General features: G+C 68.9%; 11 protein-coding genes and 2 pseudogenes. 5 read left to right on the top strand and 8 right to left on the bottom strand.

Annotation, left to right across the window (positions count from 1 at the left end; translation table 11 throughout):
* Positions 1–315: 315 nt before the first annotated feature.
* Complete coding sequence (locus ACFSKW_RS07135) at positions 316–1,854, bottom strand: DUF1349 domain-containing protein (protein WP_379570426.1); 1,539 nt, start codon at positions 1,852–1,854, stop codon at positions 316–318.
* A gap of 152 nt (positions 1,855–2,006) precedes the next feature.
* Between ACFSKW_RS07135 and ACFSKW_RS07130 the strand changes: the two genes are divergently transcribed.
* Both ACFSKW_RS07130 and ACFSKW_RS07125 read left to right on the top strand, forming a co-directional pair.
* Positions 2,007–2,669 (top strand): response regulator transcription factor, encoded by a 663-nt coding sequence (locus tag ACFSKW_RS07130; RefSeq protein ID WP_379570424.1) that lies wholly within the window; start codon positions 2,007–2,009, stop codon positions 2,667–2,669.
* Positions 2,666–3,862 carry a sensor histidine kinase gene (locus tag ACFSKW_RS07125; RefSeq protein WP_379570422.1) on the top strand — a complete coding sequence of 399 codons (1,197 nt, stop codon included), beginning with the start codon at positions 2,666–2,668 and terminating at the stop codon, positions 3,860–3,862. Before ACFSKW_RS07130 ends, ACFSKW_RS07125 begins: the two co-directional genes overlap by 4 nt.
* A gap of 40 nt (positions 3,863–3,902) precedes the next feature.
* On the opposite strand, the gene ACFSKW_RS07120 is transcribed toward ACFSKW_RS07125, so the two are convergent.
* The 3 genes from ACFSKW_RS07120 to ACFSKW_RS07110 all read right to left on the bottom strand — a co-directional run bounded on the left by ACFSKW_RS07120 (position 3,903) and on the right by ACFSKW_RS07110 (position 8,875).
* Positions 3,903–5,618: an ABC transporter ATP-binding protein gene (locus ACFSKW_RS07120; protein WP_379570420.1), complete on the bottom strand. Its 1,716-nt coding sequence runs from the start codon at positions 5,616–5,618 to the stop codon at positions 3,903–3,905.
* Positions 5,615–7,453, bottom strand: coding sequence for an ABC transporter ATP-binding protein (locus ACFSKW_RS07115; RefSeq protein WP_379570418.1), 1,839 nt, complete (start codon positions 7,451–7,453; stop codon positions 5,615–5,617). Before ACFSKW_RS07115 ends, ACFSKW_RS07120 begins: the two co-directional genes overlap by 4 nt.
* Positions 7,454–7,615: 162 nt before the next feature.
* Positions 7,616–8,875, bottom strand: coding sequence for a serine hydrolase domain-containing protein (locus ACFSKW_RS07110; RefSeq protein WP_379570416.1), 1,260 nt, complete (start codon positions 8,873–8,875; stop codon positions 7,616–7,618).
* A 352-nt stretch (positions 8,876–9,227) separates the two neighbouring features.
* Here ACFSKW_RS07110 and ACFSKW_RS07105 point away from each other — a divergent pair, with 352 nt between their 5' ends.
* From ACFSKW_RS07105 to ACFSKW_RS07095, 3 genes and pseudogenes are all read left to right on the top strand, one after another.
* Positions 9,228–9,896 (top strand): HEAT repeat domain-containing protein, encoded by a 669-nt coding sequence (locus tag ACFSKW_RS07105; protein WP_379570414.1) that lies wholly within the window; start codon positions 9,228–9,230, stop codon positions 9,894–9,896.
* 6 nt (positions 9,897–9,902) lie between these two features.
* Positions 9,903–10,907: a HEAT repeat domain-containing protein gene (locus tag ACFSKW_RS07100; RefSeq protein WP_379570412.1), complete on the top strand. Its 1,005-nt coding sequence runs from the start codon at positions 9,903–9,905 to the stop codon at positions 10,905–10,907.
* Positions 10,843–11,298: pseudogene (locus tag ACFSKW_RS07095) on the top strand (Tn3 family transposase); the annotation flags it as partial. The gene ACFSKW_RS07100 and the pseudogene ACFSKW_RS07095, both read left to right, overlap by 65 nt.
* Here ACFSKW_RS07095 and ACFSKW_RS07090 read toward each other — a convergent pair.
* The 4 genes and pseudogenes from ACFSKW_RS07090 to ACFSKW_RS07075 all read right to left on the bottom strand — a co-directional run.
* Positions 11,207–11,566 (bottom strand): annotated as a pseudogene (locus ACFSKW_RS07090) (alpha/beta fold hydrolase); the annotation flags it as partial. The pseudogenes ACFSKW_RS07095 and ACFSKW_RS07090 sit on opposite strands and share 92 nt — an antisense overlap.
* 231 nt (positions 11,567–11,797) lie before the next feature.
* Positions 11,798–12,562, bottom strand: a complete 765-nt coding sequence (locus ACFSKW_RS07085) for a sensor histidine kinase (protein WP_379570537.1) — start codon at positions 12,560–12,562, stop codon at positions 11,798–11,800.
* Between the two features lie 314 nt (positions 12,563–12,876).
* The gene (locus ACFSKW_RS07080; RefSeq protein WP_379570410.1) at positions 12,877–13,923 is read right to left on the bottom strand and encodes a zinc-binding dehydrogenase; all 1,047 of its coding nucleotides are present in this window, start codon (positions 13,921–13,923) and stop codon (positions 12,877–12,879) included.
* A 116-nt stretch (positions 13,924–14,039) separates the two neighbouring features.
* A complete protein-coding gene (locus ACFSKW_RS07075) occupies positions 14,040–17,258 on the bottom strand; it encodes a bifunctional cytochrome P450/NADPH--P450 reductase (protein WP_379570408.1) in 3,219 nt (1,072 codons plus the stop codon).
* Positions 17,259–17,692 lie beyond the last annotated feature (434 nt).

The raw sequence follows: 17,692 nt of genomic DNA, 5'->3' as shown, positions 1-17,692 counted from the left end.
GCCGCCCGGTGCCGCACCCGGGAGTGTCCCGGCCGCCCCGGACGCCGAGCCGGCCAGCCCTTCCATGACCGCGGCCCCGCCGACCTGGTCCGCGACCTCGGTGTCCCCGGCCAAGCCGCCCGTCGCGAATGCACCAGCCGCCTCCTGGCCCCACCTGATCGGCCGGCAACTCCACGACGGGGCGGGGCAGTTCGATTCAGACCGAGCCCGGCTTGCGGACGGGGACGTCGGGCCCTGGGGCGCCTTGGCCAAGGAGGGAACGAGCCGGCGTGCGTTTCGCCCACCGCCGCTCGCGCCGGCCAGGTTTCTGCACCTTCAGACGAGCGGAACCTGACGTGAACCCTTCCTGCGGTGTACGGCGATCGCCGCCCCGAGGGCGAGGGCGGCATATCCGCAGGTAACGGCCAATCCTGCCCATGGCGGGAGCGGGTAGTAGCCCCCGAGCAGTGACCGGTCGACGTCCACATGCGCGAACGTGGGGACGCTCTGCGTGATCGCGAACCCGGCGGCAGGGGTGATCATCAGCAGCCATGGCGCCAGGCCCGCGGTCGCCAGCAGGTAGGGCACGACGACCATCGCGATGCCCAGCCCGATGGCGACGATGCTTCGCTCGACCAGCGCGGCGAGGCCCAGAGCCAGCACGGCGGCGGCCGCGGTCAGCGCCGCGTAGCCGACGATCATCCGGAGCTCGGTGTCCAGGGTGATCGGCTGAATCGGGTTCTGATTGGCACGCAACATCGCCAGGCCGACAGGAATCACGACCCCCGAGGTCACCAGCCCCGCCACGAACGCGACCGCGCCGACCACCATGGCCTTGGCCGCCAGCAGCCGCGCTGGATGCGGCTCGGCCGGCAGGCTGGTCCCGATAAGCCCGCGCCGGTGTTCCGCCGTGAAGAACGTGACCGCCCCCACGAGCATCGGGATCAGCCCCAGGGCCCCGCCGGTCAGCAGGAGGTCAGCGCGCACACCGCCCTCCACCGTGGCGGGCCCGATGTCACCGCCCCCGGTCACGATGAGCTTGTCGCCGGACTCGACGACCCGGCCCGGGTGATGCGGGGTCCTGCCGTCGGACTCCATGGAGACGCCGACGTCGTCGCGGCGCCACAAACCGTTCGCGCCCTGCAGCTTGATCTGGTCGAAGGTGGCGGTGGCCTGGGCGAAGGCTATCGCCATGTCCCACAAGGCGCCTGGTGAGGTGGCGAACAGCCCGATCTCGATCGTCTCTGGCAGCCCGGTCAGCTTGACTGTGCTGACCTCGGTCCACGTCTTGCCGTCGTCTGACTCGTAGCCGGTGACGGTGTCGCCCGACCTGGTCAGCCGCAGCCACTGAGGGCCATTGTGAGGACCGCCGGGCACATCGTGGGTGAAGTTGTACTGCATCCGCACGCCGTGATCTCCGGTGAGCATGACGGCGGCATACGGTGTGCCCTGTGTGAGGCTCTGCCTGACGAGGAGCCCGGCCTTCGCCCACGGCACCACTCCCTCCTTGACGTTGCGCACCCCGGGTACAGCGTCGGGCAGCCGGATCTGCCCGGTCATGTCCGAAACGCGGGCAGTGAGACTACCGTTCCCCTTGAGCGGCTGGTGCACGAAGTAGTACTTGTCCTTCACCGCCGTGCCATCGGGTCCCACCAATGGCGCGGGGCAGGGGCCCTCCCCCTTCCCGGTCACGCAGCTGCTGCGGGCGCCCCCGGCGATCAGCAGTCCGAGCGAGACGGTGACCAGTACGGAGGCCGCCATGGCGAGCACCCAGCCGCGCGCGGTACGGAACCTGGTCCACTGCGCGCGCAGCAACTGAGAGAGACGGTCCTGCTCGGCCCGTTGGCTGGATCGATAAGGCCTGAATGAACTCATGCCGACGGTTGTACGGGGCACCAGGTTCCAGCCGGGTCGCCGCCGCTGCGACCCGGCTGGAACCTGGGATCTGGCATCGTTGACGCCATGGCACCTCGACCCGGCGGCCGGTTCGGCCACCCCGCCCCCACGACGAGCGGCGGTGGGTGGTGGTGAGGGTTCTCGTCGTCGAGGACTTCGAGGTCCTCGCCCGCTCCATCGGAACCGGGCTGCGCCGCGAGGGCATGGCCGTCGACGTCGTCCTGGACGGAACCGCCGCCCTCGACCGCCTGGCCGTCACCCGCTACGACGTGGTGATCCTCGACCGCGACCTGCCCGGCGTCCACGGGGACGAGATCTGCCGGCAACTCGCCCACGGCCGCTGCGAGACCCGCGTCCTGATGCTCACCGCCTCCGGCACGATCGAGGACCGCGTCGACGGGCTCAGCCTCGGCGCCGACGACTACCTGCCCAAGCCGTTCGCGTTCGCCGAACTGGTCGCCCGCGTCCGTGCCCTGGCCCGCCGCGCCACCCCGCCGCTACCGCCCACCCTGGCATGCGAGGACATCACCCTCGATCCGGCCCGCCGCATCGCGTCCCGGGCCGGCCGGCGCCTGGACCTCAGCCCCAGGGAGTTCGCCCTGCTCGAATGCCTGCTCGCCGTACCCGGCCTGGTCATCTCCGCCGAGGAACTGCTCGAACGCGTCTGGGACGAGGCCGCCGACCCCTTCAGCAGCGCCGTCAAGCACACCATGCACCGATTGCGGGCCAAGCTCGGCGACCCGCCCGTGATCGAGACCATCCGCGAAGGCGGCTACCGCATCGGATCGTCATGACCGCCCGAAAGCTCACCAGAAGGTCCCTGCAGACGCGGCTCGCGCTCGCCTACGCGGCGGGCATCTACGCTGCAGGGGTCTTCGTGCTCGTCTTCGTCGACGTCCCGCTCGCCAGCATCCACGCGGCCATACCCGAAGGCCACCCCTCATCGAGCGCGATCACCGAAGCCGGGCCCGGGATCAGCCTGCCCCAACTCCTCATGGGATCCGCCGTCGCCCTGGTCATTCTGATTCCCATCGCCCTGGCTCTCGGCTGGTACGTCGCCGGCCGGTTCCTGCACCCGCTGCGCGCCATCACCGCTACCGCCAGAGTCATCTCCGCCGGAAACCTCCACCGGCGCCTGGACCTCGGCGAGGCCGCCGACGAGCTGACCGAACTCGGCCACACTCTCGACGACCTGTTCGCCCGCCTGCAGGCGTCCTTCGACGCCCAACGCCATTTCGTCGCCAACGCCTCCCATGAATTGCGCACCCCCCTCGCCGGCCTGCGGACCCTGCTTGAAGTCGCCCTCGCCGACCCCGATGCCGACACCGACACCCTGCGCTCGGCCTGCCAGGAGGCCCTCGCTCTGGGCGGACACCAGGAGCGGCTCGTTCAAGCACTGCTCGCCCTGGCCACCAGCGAGCGCGGCGTCAGCCGCTGGGACACCCTCGACCTCGCCCACGTCGTCGAAGGAGTGCTCTCCTCCCGCCGTGGCCAAGCCACGGAGACAGGCATTGACCTTGCCGAACACCTAACGCCCGCAGTGACGGCCGGGGACCCGAGACTGATCGAAAGCCTCGTCGCCAACCTCATCGACAACGCCATCCGCCACAACCACGCAGACGGGCACGTCCAGATCACCACACAGACCTGCGGCACGCAGGTGGCCCTTACGGTCACCAACAGCGGGCCAGTCATCCCCGGCAACCAGATCCAGCGCCTTTTTCACCCCTTCCAGAAACTGGCGCCTGATCGTAACGGCCGTCGCGACGGCTACGGTCTCGGCCTTGCCATCGTCAATGCCGTCACACAAGCTCACCACGCCACCCTTGCCACCAGCGCACGCCCCGAAGGCGGCTTGTCCATCACCGTGCGGTTCGCGCACGGATCTCATCCCGATCTTCCTCAACATCAGGGGGACGATCACGCAGGGCTCGCGGTCGGGGCAGGAGCGCACGGCTACCCCCGTTCTGGCGCGGTGGCGGGGTGAGGCGAGTGATGAACGCCTCAGGGTCCACCCACGTACCGACTCATTCACTCGCTGCCGGCGTCAGGGAAACATTCCAGAAGTCGGCGTAGCGGCCGCCGCGACGCAGCAACTCGTCGTGGCCGCCTTCCTCCACGATCCGGCCGTCGTCCAGAAAGACGATGCGATCGGCGCGTCGGACGGTCCGCATCCGGTGCGCCACCATCACCACCGTCCGGCCCGACATCAGGCGCTCGATACCCTCGTGGACGGCCGCCTCGTTCACCGGGTCGAGTGCGGAGGTGACCTCGTCCAGCAGCACGATGGGCGCGTTCTTCAGCAGCGCTCGCGCGATGGAGACACGCTGGCGCTCACCACCCGACAGCAGCGCGCCGCCCTCGCCGACATTCGTCGCCCATCCGCCGGGCAGTCGCTCGATCACCTCGTCCAGCCGCGCCGCGGTCGCCGCCGCTCGCACCTCGGCCTCGTCGGCGTCGGGACGGCCGAGCCGCACGTTCTCCTCGATCGTGCCGTCGAAAAGATAGACATCCTGGAAGACGATGGCGATCTGCGCCATCAACCCCTCGGTGTCGATCGCGCGCACGTCGACACCTCCGACACGCACCGCGCCCGCGTCCACGTCGTAGAACCGCGCGAGCAACTGCAGCAGGGTGCTCTTGCCCGCACCCGACGGTCCGACGACGGCAAGCCGCTGTCCCTCCGGCACGGACAACGACACGTCGTCGATCACCGTGCGGCCGCCATGCTGGAAGGCGACGGAGTCGAACTCCAGGTCATGGCGTTCCGGCTGGATCGGTTCGGGAGCTTCCGGGAGCGGCTCGGTGCGCAGTACCGTGTCGAGTCTGGCCAGCTCGGAGCGCGCGCCGCGGAGTCTGCCACCGATATCCGACAGCGACAGCAGCGGATCCGCGCAACGGGCGGCCAGCACCAGGATCGTCAAGATCTCCGCCGCACCGATGGTCCCGCCGAGCGCGAGGTAGGTGCCCAGGACCAGCAGCACGGTGAACATCGCCTGCACGGTGAGCGTCAAGCCCAATACGCCGGGCAGCGCCGACAGGACGGTACGGCGGGACGCGCGCTGGAGTTCCTGCAGTGAGTCGTCGAGCAGGCGGAAGCGTTCGACGGTCCGGCCGCCGGCGCGCAACACCGGCTGGGCCTGGAGATATTCGATGACTCGCCCGGCGGCCTCGTGGTCGCGTTCGGCGCGCTCCGCATCCGTGGCGGCCATCGAGCGTCCCGTCCAGATCTGGATCGCCGCGACGATCGGTACGGCGACCAGCGCGGCCAGCCCCATCTGCCAATGGAAGGCAAGCATCACGACAACGATCGTCAGGGGGGTCACGCAGGCGGAGATGAACGGTGCCAGCAGATGCGCGATCACGCTCATCGCCTGCAGGACGCCGCGGCTGGCCAGGACGGACACCTCCCCGACGCGGCCCGCGCTGTACCAGCCGATGGGCAGTCGGGCCAGATGATCCCCGAGCCGGTGATACATGCCACGCAACAGCGTGGTCCCGGCGCGGAAACCGGACAGGTCGCTGACATAGCGCAGCACCGCGTAGGCCGCGACCGTGACCCCGAACGCGATCAGCCAGGGCCGCGCATCTCCGGGAGTGCTCCCGAACAGTGCCCGCAGCACCGGAACCAGCAGTGCGTAGGACAAGCCTTCGACCACCGCGGTGGTCGTCATCAGGGCAACGGTGCGACGCACCGGCCGGGCGTACTCGTGTCCCAGCACGCGCAGCAGCATTCGAATCATCGGGGCTCGACTCCTTGCAGTACGTCACCGTGGGTTTCGAGCTCGTCGGCGACCGCCGATCGCTGGGACTGCCAGAACGCGGCGAACCTTCCGTTCTGTGCCAGCAACTCGGCGGGCTTGCCGCGCTCGACGATCGATCCGTTCTCCAGCATCACGACCATGTCGGCGTCGGCGATCGTCTCCAGGCGATGGGCGATGACCAGGATCGTCCGATCGCCCTCCAGCGTCGCCAGGGCTCGGCGCACCGCCTGCTCGGTCTGCGGGTCGGCGAAGGCGGTCGCCTCGTCGAGCACCAGAACGGGCGCGTCGGCCAGCAGTGCGCGGGCGAGCGCGATCCGCTGGGCCTCGCCACCCGACAGTCCGGCGTCTTCACCGATGACCGTTTCGTATCCGCGTGGCAGCTCGAGAATTCGATCATGAACATTCGCCAGCCGGGCGGCGCGAACCACGTCGTCGAGGGAGGCATGCGGTACCGCCAGCGCGATGTTGTCCGCGACCGACGCACGCAGCAGGCGAACGTCCTGGAAGACGAAGGAGACCATTCGGTAGAGCTCCCGGCTGCCGAGCTCGCGCAGGTCGACACCGCCCAGCCGTACCGAGCCGTGGGTCGGGTCGAAGAACCGCGGCAACAGCTGGACCAGCGTGGACTTGCCGCTGCCCGACGGGCCGACGATCGCGGTGACCGTCCCCGGCTCGAGTACCAGGTCGATCCCGCGCAGCACCTCGTGATCGGCTTCGTAGGCGAATCGAACGTCACGCAGTTCCACCCGGTGACCCTGCGGCGCGACCGGGTGCGCGGGCTCCGGTAGCGACTGCACCGCGAGCACGTCCCTGATCCGGCCGACCGCGCGCCCGGCGGCCTGCATGTCGTCGAAGCCGTGGCCGAGAGCCGCTATCGGAGCGGTCAGCCCCAGTCCCAGCAGCAGGAAGGGCAGCAGGTCGGCCGGCGCCATACCACCGGTCGTGATCAGAGCCGCACCGCCGATCAGCACGACCAGCAGCACGAACGGCGGCGACACCGCCAGCTGCATCCCAGCGGCGATCCCGGAGAGACCGCGCACCATCCGGTAGAAGACGGCGACGAAATCGTCGGTGGCCGTGCGGAATCTATGGTGGGCGCGCCCCGATCCGCCGAACGCCTTGACCACCGAGATGCCCTGCACGAACTCGACGATCGAACCTGCGATCCGCCCCATGGCCTCATCGAAGTTGATCTGCTCGCGCTGCCGGGTCGGGGTCATCATCAGCGGGACCAGCGCCACTGCCAGCGCCACCGGGATCAGCGTGATCAGCGTGAGCCGCCAGTCGACGGTGAACAAGTAGATCAGCGACACCAGCGGCACCACGAACGCGGAGACGAGCTCCCCGGGGGTGTGGGCGATGAACGGGTGCACGGCACTGACGTCCTCCCCCACCACCTTGGCCAGCTCGCCGGTCCTGCGCTGGGAGAACCAGCCGATCGGGACGCGCCCCAGTCGCGCGGCCAGTCGCCGGCGGAAGGACAGTTGCACCTGGTCGTCGAGAGCATGCCCGAGTCCGGACGACGCGGCCGTGAACAGCAGCCGGACGAACAAGCCGACCGCACCCGAGATGACGACGGTCCAGACATGAGCGTGATCGATCGGGCCGGGCGACAAGAGAACACGACCCAGTTCGACGACCGCCAGCAGCGGCGCCAGGCCCGCGAGGGCGCCGATCACCTGCAGGATCACCACGGCGGCGAAGCTCCAGAGATGGGGGCGCAGCAGCCCTGTCATGCTCTGTCCCACCGCGGAATCGGCATCCGGTGGTGGTGTGGACTGCTCCCCCGCCTGGGCGAGGTCGGTGGTGGTCATCGTTCTCCCTCTTCGTCGATCTCGTCGTGACCAGGCGCGTGGTCGAGCCGATGGTCGTATTCCGGGCCGGCGGCGGGTGGCCGCTCATGGCCGTCGGTGCGGGGGCCGCGCACTCGGCCGGGCAGTACGGTGGCGACCGCGTGCCCGGCTCCGCGCCGGGACCTACTTCTCGGCCTGGGCGTTGTCGTCACTGCACAGCGCTTGCTGTGTGAAGGTCGACAGCGCGTCGTCGATGGGGTGGGGCTGCGGCTTGCCCGAAGGGTCCAGCTTGTTCCACCTTGTGAGGTTCATCGCGATGGACATCTGCCGCTTGCCGTCGGCGCGGATCCACGACAGCGTCTCGGCCCCCCACACCGACCCGTGGTTGCCCCAGAAGGTGCCACAACCCGGGATCTTGAGCTCATGCAGGCCGAGGCCGTAGATGATCTTCTGTCCGGTCTGGCTGATGGCAGGGCCGGTGCGCTGCATCTGCGCCAGCGACGACCGCTTGACGATCGTGCCGTCCAGCAGCCTGCGGTAGAAGCGGTTGAGATCCTCCATGGTCGACACCAGCGAGGCCCCTGTCCCCGTCCAGGACATGTCATAGACGCTGTAGTCGCGAGGCGGGTCGATCAAGCCGAAGAACGCCTCGTACATCCGCGGGTGCGGCCCCTTGATCCTCGGCCCGGCCGGGAACGCGGTGTGCCGGAGTCCGGCGCGCTCGATGACGTTCCGGGTGATGTACTGCTCGGCCGTGGTACCGGTCACCTCCTCCAGGAGCTCGCCGAGGATCAGGTAGTTGGTGTTGGCGTACACGCCCGGCGAGCCTGCGGGCCTGCCGACGGCGGGCGCCTTGAGCCCCATCTCGATCAGCTCGGCCGGGGTGAACCGCCTGAACCGGTTGTCGTCCAGACTCTTGGGCGACATGTCCGCCAGCGAGGGAAACTTCCGAAGCGACGGGAAGGCGTAGGTGATGTATTCGGCGATGCCGCTGGTGTGGTTGAGCAGCATCCGGACCGTGATCTTCTGACCGCGCTTGCCCGGCACCAGTTTCGGCAGGTAGCGGGCGATCGGCGCGTCGAGCTCGATGCGCCCCTTCTCGACCTGCTGCATGATCGCGGCGGCGGTGAAGGTCTTGACGAGGCTGCCGACGCGCTGCCGCATGCCGGGGGTGACGGGACGGCCGGTCTCGACATCGGCCACCCCGGAAGCGCCGCGCCATACCTGGCCGGAATCGCGCACCTCGACGTAGACACCCGGCATCCCCGCGCGGTGGACACCGTCCAGCACCGACTGCAGCCGCGCGGGATCGAAGCCCGTCAACGGACTCACGCCGCCGCCCGGCGCGGCCTCCGTCTGCGCAAGCGCGGCAGTCGCGCTCATCATGCCCGCACCGACACTCAGCACGGCCACGCTCGCCCATGTCGCCATTCGGATCTTCAAGACAGCCGTCCTTTTGCGATCGATAGGTGCAACGGGGACTCCCCCGTGCTCTCCGAGACCCCCGCCTCACTCGGCCAGGGCACGGCGCAGGGCGGCGCCCGCGGGCGACCCGGTGGCCGGCTGGGGTTCTCATGACCGCAATCGTCGTCCAGCCACTGTTCAGGGGCGTCCCACAAGGGAAGTCATCTGCCGCTACCACACCGGGATCAGCGACCGGCCGGACTACGACGCCGGGAGTAGTCCCTCCAGACGACGGCGCAGGAATAGCGGGTACCGCCGAGCTCGGTGGAGTGACGTCGCTTGACCTTGACACAGTGACAAGCTCTTCACTGTAGCCAAGGAGGTGGTCCCGATGACCATGCCGAAACAGGACACCGATACGATCCGAGCTTTCCAGGGGCTGGAGGACAGCCGCTCGTCGGTGCGGCTACGGGCGGCGCTGGCGGTCGGAACGACCCCTGACCCGCGATTCATCGACAAGCTCATCGAGCGATGCGCGATCGAGCCCGAGTTCTACGTGCGCGACATGCTGACGTGGGCGCTCACCCGCCACTCAGCATCATTGACGGTCCCGGAGCTTCTCCATGAAGTCCGCTCGGAGCGTGCGCAGGCACGAAGCCAGGCGTTGCACACGCTGTCCAAGATCGGGGATCGGCAGGCGTGGCCGGCGATCACACGGGCGCTTCTGTCGGACGCCGACGATGAGGTGGCGCGGAGCGCTTGGCGGGCAGCGGTCGTGCTCGTGCCCGAAGGTGAAGAGCCCCAGTTGGCCGCAGTGTTGTCGACACAGCTCGGGCGCGGCGAACGTGAGATGCAGCTGAGCCTCAGCCGGGCGCTGGTCGCGCTGGGTGAAGTGATTGTGCCGACTCTGCGCGCTGCGATGACGGATCTCGACCCGCGCGTGCGTGCTCACGCGATCGCCACGGAACGGCTGTTGCGCGACCCGGACACCGGATTCGAGTTCGCGATCGAGGAGGCGAAGCGCGTCATAGCCCTCGGCAGGACGAGCCAGGAGGGGTGACAGGCAGTGTTGATCGGTGATGTGGCACGACGGTCCGGGGTCAGCGCCCGCATGCTCAGGCATTACGACTCGCTCGGCCTGGTGCGGCCAACGGGTCGTACCGACGCCGGCTATCGCGAGTACTCCAGCGAGGACATCCGGCGGATCTTCCATATCGAGAGTCTGCGGTCATTGGGGCTGTCGCTGCGTGAAGTCGGGCGCGCGCTCGACGATCCCGACTTCACGCCCTCAGAGCTCGTCGACGACCTCATCCGCCAGACGCGAGAACGCATTGCGGATGAGACGGAGCTGCTCACGCGGCTCCGTCGGATCGGTGCCGCGGAACCCGCCGGCTGGGAGGACGTCCTCCAGATCGTCGCGCTCCTCCAGGCGTTGGGGTCAAAGAGCGCTGGGAAGCGCCAGCGCGCGGCCCTGTCCTCGGTTGAAGAGGTTCCGATCCCAGTGGAAGCACTGGTCGAGGCAGCGCTGAGCGAGACGGACCCGAACGTCGCCGGAGCCCTGCGATGGGCTTTGGCGCAACTGGGCGGTGGCGGACTGGCGCTGCTGGCGGAGGGCCTCCGCTCACCAGCGGCCGAGGTGCGAAAACGTGCCGTCCAGTCCATCGCTGAGATTCCGGACGGTAAGGCCACCGCACTGCTGCAGGACGCCCTCGCGAACCCCGACCTCGTGGTCCGCAGGTATGCGGCTCTGGCGCTCGGGGCACGTGGAGTAGCCGACGCGGTCCCGACGCTCATCGATATGGTCGTCGAGGGGACGAATGACGTCGATGCGGCCGACGCGCTGAGCGCGCTGGCGAGTCGTCCCGCGTCGGCGGATCAGATCGCCACCAGGCTCGTCGATCGCCTCGCCCACGGCACCGTTGAATCGTCTGCACGTCGACGGCTGACACAGGCGCTCGCGGACATCCCGGGAATCACAGCGTCACGTGCCCTCGCGGATCTGTCACATGACGAAGACCGCGTCGTTGCGCTTACCGCGACATACATTCTCGGGATACGCAACGCACGATAACGGATCTCTCCCGGGGCGCTGTGCGCGTGGGGCCCGGCCGTTGCCGGGCACCGTCGGCATCGCCGAGGACATCCTGAAGTACGCGGAGTTCGAGACGGTCTTCACGACCGAGTTCACCTCGGTGGCCACCCGCGAGAACCTGCCCCGGGACGTACTGCGGCGCCGGCTGCTGCTGGTGCTGTTCGGCCTGGGCACCAACATGGGGATCAAGCGGGTCGCGGTGACCGGCAGGCACGGCGAGTCCGAGGCCACGCTGCGGCGGATGCGGCACCTGTTCGTGAACCGGGCCAACATGCGGGCGGCGCTGGTGAAGCTGGTAAGCGCCACCTTAGCCGCCCGCGACGAGATGTGGTGGGGCACCGGGACAGCGTGCGCCTCCGATAGCCGCACGTTCGGCTCCTGGTGTGCCGGCCATGGTGCGCGCCGCTGAGGACGCAGCCCCAGTCGTGGCCGACCAGGTCGGCCGGCTCACCTAGCTCCTCCAGACGGCCGACCAGCCAGTCGACGTACTCCTCCTTGGTGCTGCCGAAGCCGTCCGGTAGTGGGACGCCGAACCCGGGCAGGCCCCAGGCTTGCACGTCGGTGCGCGTCAGATGCCGACGGACGTCCTCCCAGACGCGGTGGGTGTCGGGGACTCCGTGGATGAGGATCGCGGGCATGGGTTTCCTTTCGCGCGTGAGGTCGTCGCTGTTAGCGTGAACAGTGTGACGAGAGGTTCGAGCACGTCTGTGTGGAGATGACGGTCCCGCCGCTCGGCGCCCGAGCGGGCAGGTCCGCACGCGTCGAGATGGGCCTGGTTAACGTGCACGACGGTCATATCCGGCGTGTTATGACCAGGCAAAAGCTCGGAACTGACGCGAACGGGGCGGCGTAGTCGACGTACCGTCTCATCAGGTTCTCCCTCCCAGACGCGCCCAGCCGGGCTCATGGATCATCGCGTCGTGCAGGCTCCGGCCGACACTTCGACCCGCCGGAGCAGCCGGACCTGCGAGGGGAAGACGCAGGACGAAGCTGGCGCCACCGGTCTCGGACTCCCCGACGTGCAGGCTGCCGATGTGGGCTTGGGCGATGTCGTGGGCGATCGCCAGGCCCAGGCCGGTGCCGGTGTGGTCGAGGCGGCGTGCCGCCTTCAGCCGGGTGAAGCGCTGGAAGATCCGTTCCCGTTCGGATTCCGGGACTCCTTCTCCGTCGTCAGTGACCGTCAGCTCGGCGTGGTCGTCGTCGCGGCTGACCTGGACCTCGACCAGGTGCTGACCGTGCCGTTGGGCGTTGTCCAGCAGGTTGGTAAGCAACCGGCCGATCCGGATCGGGACGGCCTGCACGGTTACCCCGGGCTCCAGGCGGAGCTGGACCGCGATGCGGTCGGTCCTGCGGGCGATCTCGTCACGAACCAGTTCCGCGAGGTCGACGCGCTGTGGCTCCATGGGTGGGCCGGCCTCGATCTCCGCGAGGACCCGCAGGTCGGTGATGATCGCGCCGAGCCGGTCGACGTCTCGCAGCGCCCGGGCGAGCAGGTCGCCGAGGTCGGTCTCATCGGGATACATGCAGGCCTCCTCCAATCCGGCGCGTAGCCCCGCGACAGCCGTGCGCAGTTCGTGTGAGGCGTCGGCAGCGAATCGCCGTTTCTTCTGCAGATCGCGCTTCAACTCGCGCATCTTGTCGCAGGGTTTCTGGATCGCCAATGCGGTCCCGCCTTCACCAGATGTGCGCGCCGCCTCGCAGCCATACAGGGGCGTCAGGTGTGCCGTCACAGCACGTACTCCTTCCGTTGTATTCACATTCCGTGTGTCACCTGCAAGACGCTGCGGGGCAGATGCTGAACGCCGTTGACGTTTGTGTTCGGATCCGCTCCCATCGCCTCGTGCAGGCATGCCGAGCTTCGTCAACCATGTCGACCCGATCGGGCCAGTCCGCCGACTATCACGATCTTCGTGAAGTCGGCGGACATCTGCTGTCATTCGGTTGCCGGCTAGGGAACGAGGATGAGGCGGATCGGGTCGCCGATCTTGTGCTCCAGCCGGTGGATCGCCTCGGGGGCGTCGGCGAGCGGGATGTGGTCGGTGATGGAGGGGGCCAGGTCGAGTCGGCCGTTGGAGGCCAGCCGAACCAGCTCGGAGACGGACTCGGGGAAGCCGCCGTAGTGCCCGTGTACCTGCTTGCGCATGTAGTTGAAGGTCAGGCCTTCGCTGATGGTGAGCGGCTTGGGGGTGATGCCGACCAGGATGAGGTCTCCGTTGAGGCCGAGCACTGCGGCGGCCTGCTCGCGGACCGCGGGCACGCCGGCGCAGTCGAAGGCGAAGTCCAGGCCGCGTCCGGCGGTGGCCGCACGTACCTGGTCGGCGAAGTCATCGGCGGCCGGGTCGAGGGCGATGTCCGCCCCGAAGTCCAGAGCGCGTTCCCGGGCGCCGGGCAGCGGGTCGACGGCGATGATCGGGGCGGCGCCGACTAGGCGGGCGACGCGGACGTTGTGCGCGCCCACGCCGCCCACACCCCACACGCCCACGGCCTGCGCAGGGCGCACCCCGGCGGTGGCCACGACGGCGGCGTAGGAGGTGGAGACCGCGTCCGGGATGATCGAGGCCTGGTCGAAGGGGAGGTTGTCGGGGATGGGGATGAGGGTGTCCTCGCGGGCGATGGTGTACTGGGCCCAGCCGCCGTCGTAGTCGATGCCCCGGGTGCGGACCTGGGTGCAGGGGCGGCGGCGCGCGCAGTCATCGCACTGCTCGCAGCTCTGTCCGGCCTCCAGGGTGACGCGGGTGCCCACGGTCAGGCCCCGCTTGAGGCCGGGGCCGAGGGTGTGGATCACCCCGGAGACCTCGTGGCCGACTGTGACAGCGTCGGAGGTGGCGAACAGAGGGGGCAGGGTGCCGTCGATCAGGTGGACGTCCGACAGGCATACGCCTGCGGCCTTGACCTCGACGAGTACCTCGCCCGGGCCGGGCACGGGGACGGGGACCTCTTCCACGAGGAACTTCCTGCTGTCCAGGTGGAAGCGTCCGGCGAGCATGGTGTCCATGGTGATCTCACTTTCTTGACAGGGTTTGACGGTTGGTGCCGCCCGGCGTGCAGCCGAGGGCGGCGCTTTCGGGCTCGTCCGACTGGCTGACCCGGTTCGGGCGCGGTGGACGGGGATCAGGCGAAGACGTCCTGCTGGTAGCGGCCGTCTGCCTCGAGCTGGTCGACCCACTGCCGGGCGGTTTCGTCGTCGCTGCCGGTGTGGCTGCGGTGGATGGCGGCGAGTGCTTCACGTACGGCGGGCGCCATGTGGCGGCCGTCGCCGCAGACGTAGACGTACGCGCCGTCTTCGAGCGCCTGCCACACCGTGTCGGACTCGGCGATGAGGGCGTCCTGGACGAACCGGGCCGGGTGGTCGACCACCGCGGAGAAGGCGGTGTGCACCTGGGCGATCCCGGCCTGCTCCCAGGCGTCCATCTCCTCCCGGTAGAACCAGTCGTGCTCCGGGTGGCGGCAGCCGACGAAGACCTGGGACGGGCCCACCTTCGTGCCGTTCTGCTGCTGCCAGGCGCGCTCCTCCATGAAGCCGCGCAGAGGTGCGATGCCGGTGCCGGGCCCGATGAGGATGAGCGGTGTGGCGGGGTCGGCGGGCGGCGCGAAGGGAGGAGAGGGCACGCGCACGTAGCCGTAGAAGACGTCTCCGGGCTTAAGTCGTCCCAGGTACTGGGAGCACAGGCCGCGATACGCGCCGTTGCCCGATAGTGCAGGGCCTTCGACGAGGCCGACGGTCAGCCGTACCTGGCGCGGGTTGGCCAGAGGGGAGGAGGAGATGGAGTAGAAGCGGGGGCGGATGGGCCCCAGCATGTCGAGGAACACCGCCAGCGGCAGTTCGACGGCGGGGAAGCGCTCCAGGAGATCGAGCACCGAGACCCGCTTGCCGAGGATCTCCTTCTGGTACCGCTCGTCTGCCTCCTCGGTGTCGGCCGTGTAGGCCTCCAGCTGCGGCTTGGTCCAGGGGCACGGAGTGTGCTCGGCCAGGAGGCGCACCTGGGTGCGGGTGGCCACGTCCTGCAGCTCCAGGAACTCGGTGAACAGCAGTCCGGCGGTGATGGGCACGCCCACCGGCAGGTGCGTCCTGCCGCCGGCCGGCTGGTCGAGCCGGAGTACCTGGTCGTGCTCGACGCCGAGCCGCGTCAGCGCGCGGGAGACCAGCGGCGGCTCGTTCTTGGCGAAGACGGCCAGGTGATTGCCGGTGGCGTAGGTGACGCCCTCGGGCAGCTCGATGGTGATGGACTTCGCGGACGGGCGCGGCGGCTCGATGGTGAAGTCCCACAACCCGGTCGGGTCGTTCACGAGCTCCTCGTTGGCCACCATGGTCAGCGGGTGGGCCTGCTCGGAGACGACCGCCGGGCGCACGTCCGCCTCGGTGAGCAGTCGCACCTGGTAGCGCGGCCCGCCGGCGTCGGAGGTGTCGGCGGCGTACTCCTCGGCGAGGGTGGTCCACAGGGTGTCCATCCAGCGGGTGGCCATGCCGTCGAAGTCGGAGGAGGCATCCGCCACACCGCGCTCGATGACCGGGGTGGCCCCGGCGGCCAGCAGGGCGGCCTCGATCCGCTTCGGGAACGCCTGGTAGGTCGCCACCCACTGGGTGTTGCCGGCGCCCAGCAGCGCGAAGCGCACGTTGGACAGCGAGCCCTCGGGTAGCCCGGCGGCGATCAGGTCGTCGAAGCGCTGGGCGTTGTCGGGCGCCTTGCCGTTGTAGCTGGCGGCGACGACGATGAGCAGGCCCTCGGTGGGCGGGTTGTCGCCCAGCTCGTCGAGGCTCAGCAAGGTGGTGCCGAACCCGGACCGATCGCCGCGGTCGGCGATCGTGCGCGCCAGGTCCTCGCAGCTGCCGAGGCTGGAGCCGTAGGCGACGGTGAGGCTCACCCCGACACCGCTGACCGCGGCCTCCTGCTGCGTGTCGTCGGTCTGCGCCGCTGAGACACCGAACATGGCCCGCTCGTGCTCCCGACGGGTCCGCACGACCAGCTCGAAGTCGCCGGGCTTGCGCGTCAGCGCCTCCCGGACGTCCATCTGGTAGTCGGTGGTGTCGGAGAACTTGAACTTCTGCAGTACCAGCGCGAGGGCCAGGCGGGCCTCGGTGAGCGCGAACTGGCGGCCGATGCAGGCACGCCGGCCGTTGCCGAACGGCTTGTAAGCGTGCGGGTGGTGCTGGGCCCGGTTCTGCGGCAGCCACCGGTCGATGTCGAACTCCAACGGACGCTCCCACGCCTTGGGGTGGGTGTGCGTCGGGAACATCAGCAGGTTCGTCTTTGTGCCCTGCTGCAGGTGGTAGCGACCACCGATGACGGTGTCCTCGAGCGGCGCCTTCATGATCTGCGGGATGGGAGCCCACAGCCGCAGGGTCTCCTCCAGCACCCGCGGGATGACGTCCAGCTTCATGATCGTGTCGTAGGTGGGGACGGTGTCGCCGGGCAGCACCCGGTCCACCTCGGCGTAGGCTTGGGCCAGCACGTGGGGGTTGCGCATCAGCGAGTACGTGGCGAACGACAGCAGACCGCTGGTGGTCTCGTGACCGGCGATCAGGAACGTCAGCACCTGGTCGCGGACGTTGTCGTCGTCCAGCCGCCTGCCGGTCTCCGGGTCGACGGCCTCCATCATCAGGCCCAGCAGGTCGTCCTCACCGCCGCTCTTCCCCCGACGGCGCTCCTTGATCACACTCTCGACCAGCTCGCGCATCAGCTGGATGTTCTCGCGGTACTTCCTGTCGTCGGCCTCGCGCAGCTTGGTCATCATCGGCAGCTCCTGCGAGCGCCGCATCGACTCCACCAGCGCCTCCAGCAGCGCCTGAAGGAAGGGATGCAGCTCCTCCTTGCCGAAGGAGTCGAACCGGTAACCGAACCCCGACAGGGCGATGGTGTCCAGCGTCAGCCGGGTGTAGTCGTCGGTCACCTTGACCGGCTGCCCCTGCTTACGCTCCCACTTGCCCACCAGATTCTGGGCGATCTCCAGCATCTGCCCGAAGTAGCCCTTCATGGCCCGCTGGCTGAAGGCCGGCATGAGGATCCGGTGCGCCATGCCCCACACCTCCTCATCGTCGTGGGCCGTGAACAGGCCGGCGCCGGCGTAGTCCCGGACATGGCTCAGCGGCGGGAAGATCGGCTTGCCGAAACGGGTCTCGTCGCAGACCTCGGTCACCAGGTCCGGGTCGTAGACGAAGACGTTCTCCTGGCCGGCGATGTCCATGCTGAAGATCCCCTCGGGGAACTGCTTGGACAGCTCAGCGAAGTACTCGACCGGGTTGGTGTCGGGGATCTGCGGCGTGCGGCCGAGGATCGGGATCCCGTGCGGGGACCGAACGGGGGGAAGGCCGGTGGCGAGCTGGTCGGTCATGGGTTTCCTCCTTCTGGAAAGGGAAGCTGCGGCAGCAGGCGCTTGCCGCGGTGTGGACTTGTGCTCTCAGCCGAGGCCGAACTCCTCTTTGATGGCGGCAAGGGCGTTGCCGACCTCGCCGCGACGCTCGGGCGTGCTGGTGTTCGGCACGTCGTGGAGGGATTCCTTCGCGCGGCGGCCACGGTGACGACCTCGGCGCTCTGCGGGGTGCCCGTCTGTGGCACGCCTTGCTGGCTGCGCAAGGGGGTTGCGTATATCTGACGATATCGTCACTTGTGGACGTTACCGTCACTTATGCAATGATTCGTCAAAACGGTAGTGAGCGTTTCGTCACTCCTGACGGACCGCACTACGGTGGATCGGGGAACGCTGCGACAGGAGTGAGAACAGATGGCCGACGCCGCACCGAGCCGCCTGGATCGGCGCAAGGCGCG

This window comes from Nonomuraea mangrovi, assembly GCF_042681425.1.
Taxonomy (GTDB): Bacteria; Actinomycetota; Actinomycetes; order Streptosporangiales; family Streptosporangiaceae; genus Nonomuraea; species Nonomuraea mangrovi.
This window is presented reverse-complemented; position numbering and strand designations above follow the sequence as displayed.

Coding starts and splice junctions, on each gene's coding strand:
- ACFSKW_RS07120 (WP_379570420.1), bottom strand. CDS start 5,618: ATGATTCGAATGCTGCTGCGCGTGCTGGGACACGAGTACGCCCGGCCG.
- ACFSKW_RS07115 (WP_379570418.1), bottom strand. CDS start 7,453: ATGACCACCACCGACCTCGCCCAGGCGGGGGAGCAGTCCACACCACCA.
- ACFSKW_RS07135 (WP_379570426.1), bottom strand. CDS start 1,854: ATGAGTTCATTCAGGCCTTATCGATCCAGCCAACGGGCCGAGCAGGAC.
- ACFSKW_RS07125 (WP_379570422.1), top strand. CDS start 2,666: ATGACCGCCCGAAAGCTCACCAGAAGGTCCCTGCAGACGCGGCTCGCG.
- ACFSKW_RS07085 (WP_379570537.1), bottom strand. CDS start 12,562: ATGCGCGAGTTGAAGCGCGATCTGCAGAAGAAACGGCGATTCGCTGCC.
- ACFSKW_RS07105 (WP_379570414.1), top strand. CDS start 9,228: ATGACCATGCCGAAACAGGACACCGATACGATCCGAGCTTTCCAGGGG.
- ACFSKW_RS07075 (WP_379570408.1), bottom strand. CDS start 17,258: ATGACCGACCAGCTCGCCACCGGCCTTCCCCCCGTTCGGTCCCCGCAC.
- ACFSKW_RS07080 (WP_379570410.1), bottom strand. CDS start 13,923: ATGGACACCATGCTCGCCGGACGCTTCCACCTGGACAGCAGGAAGTTC.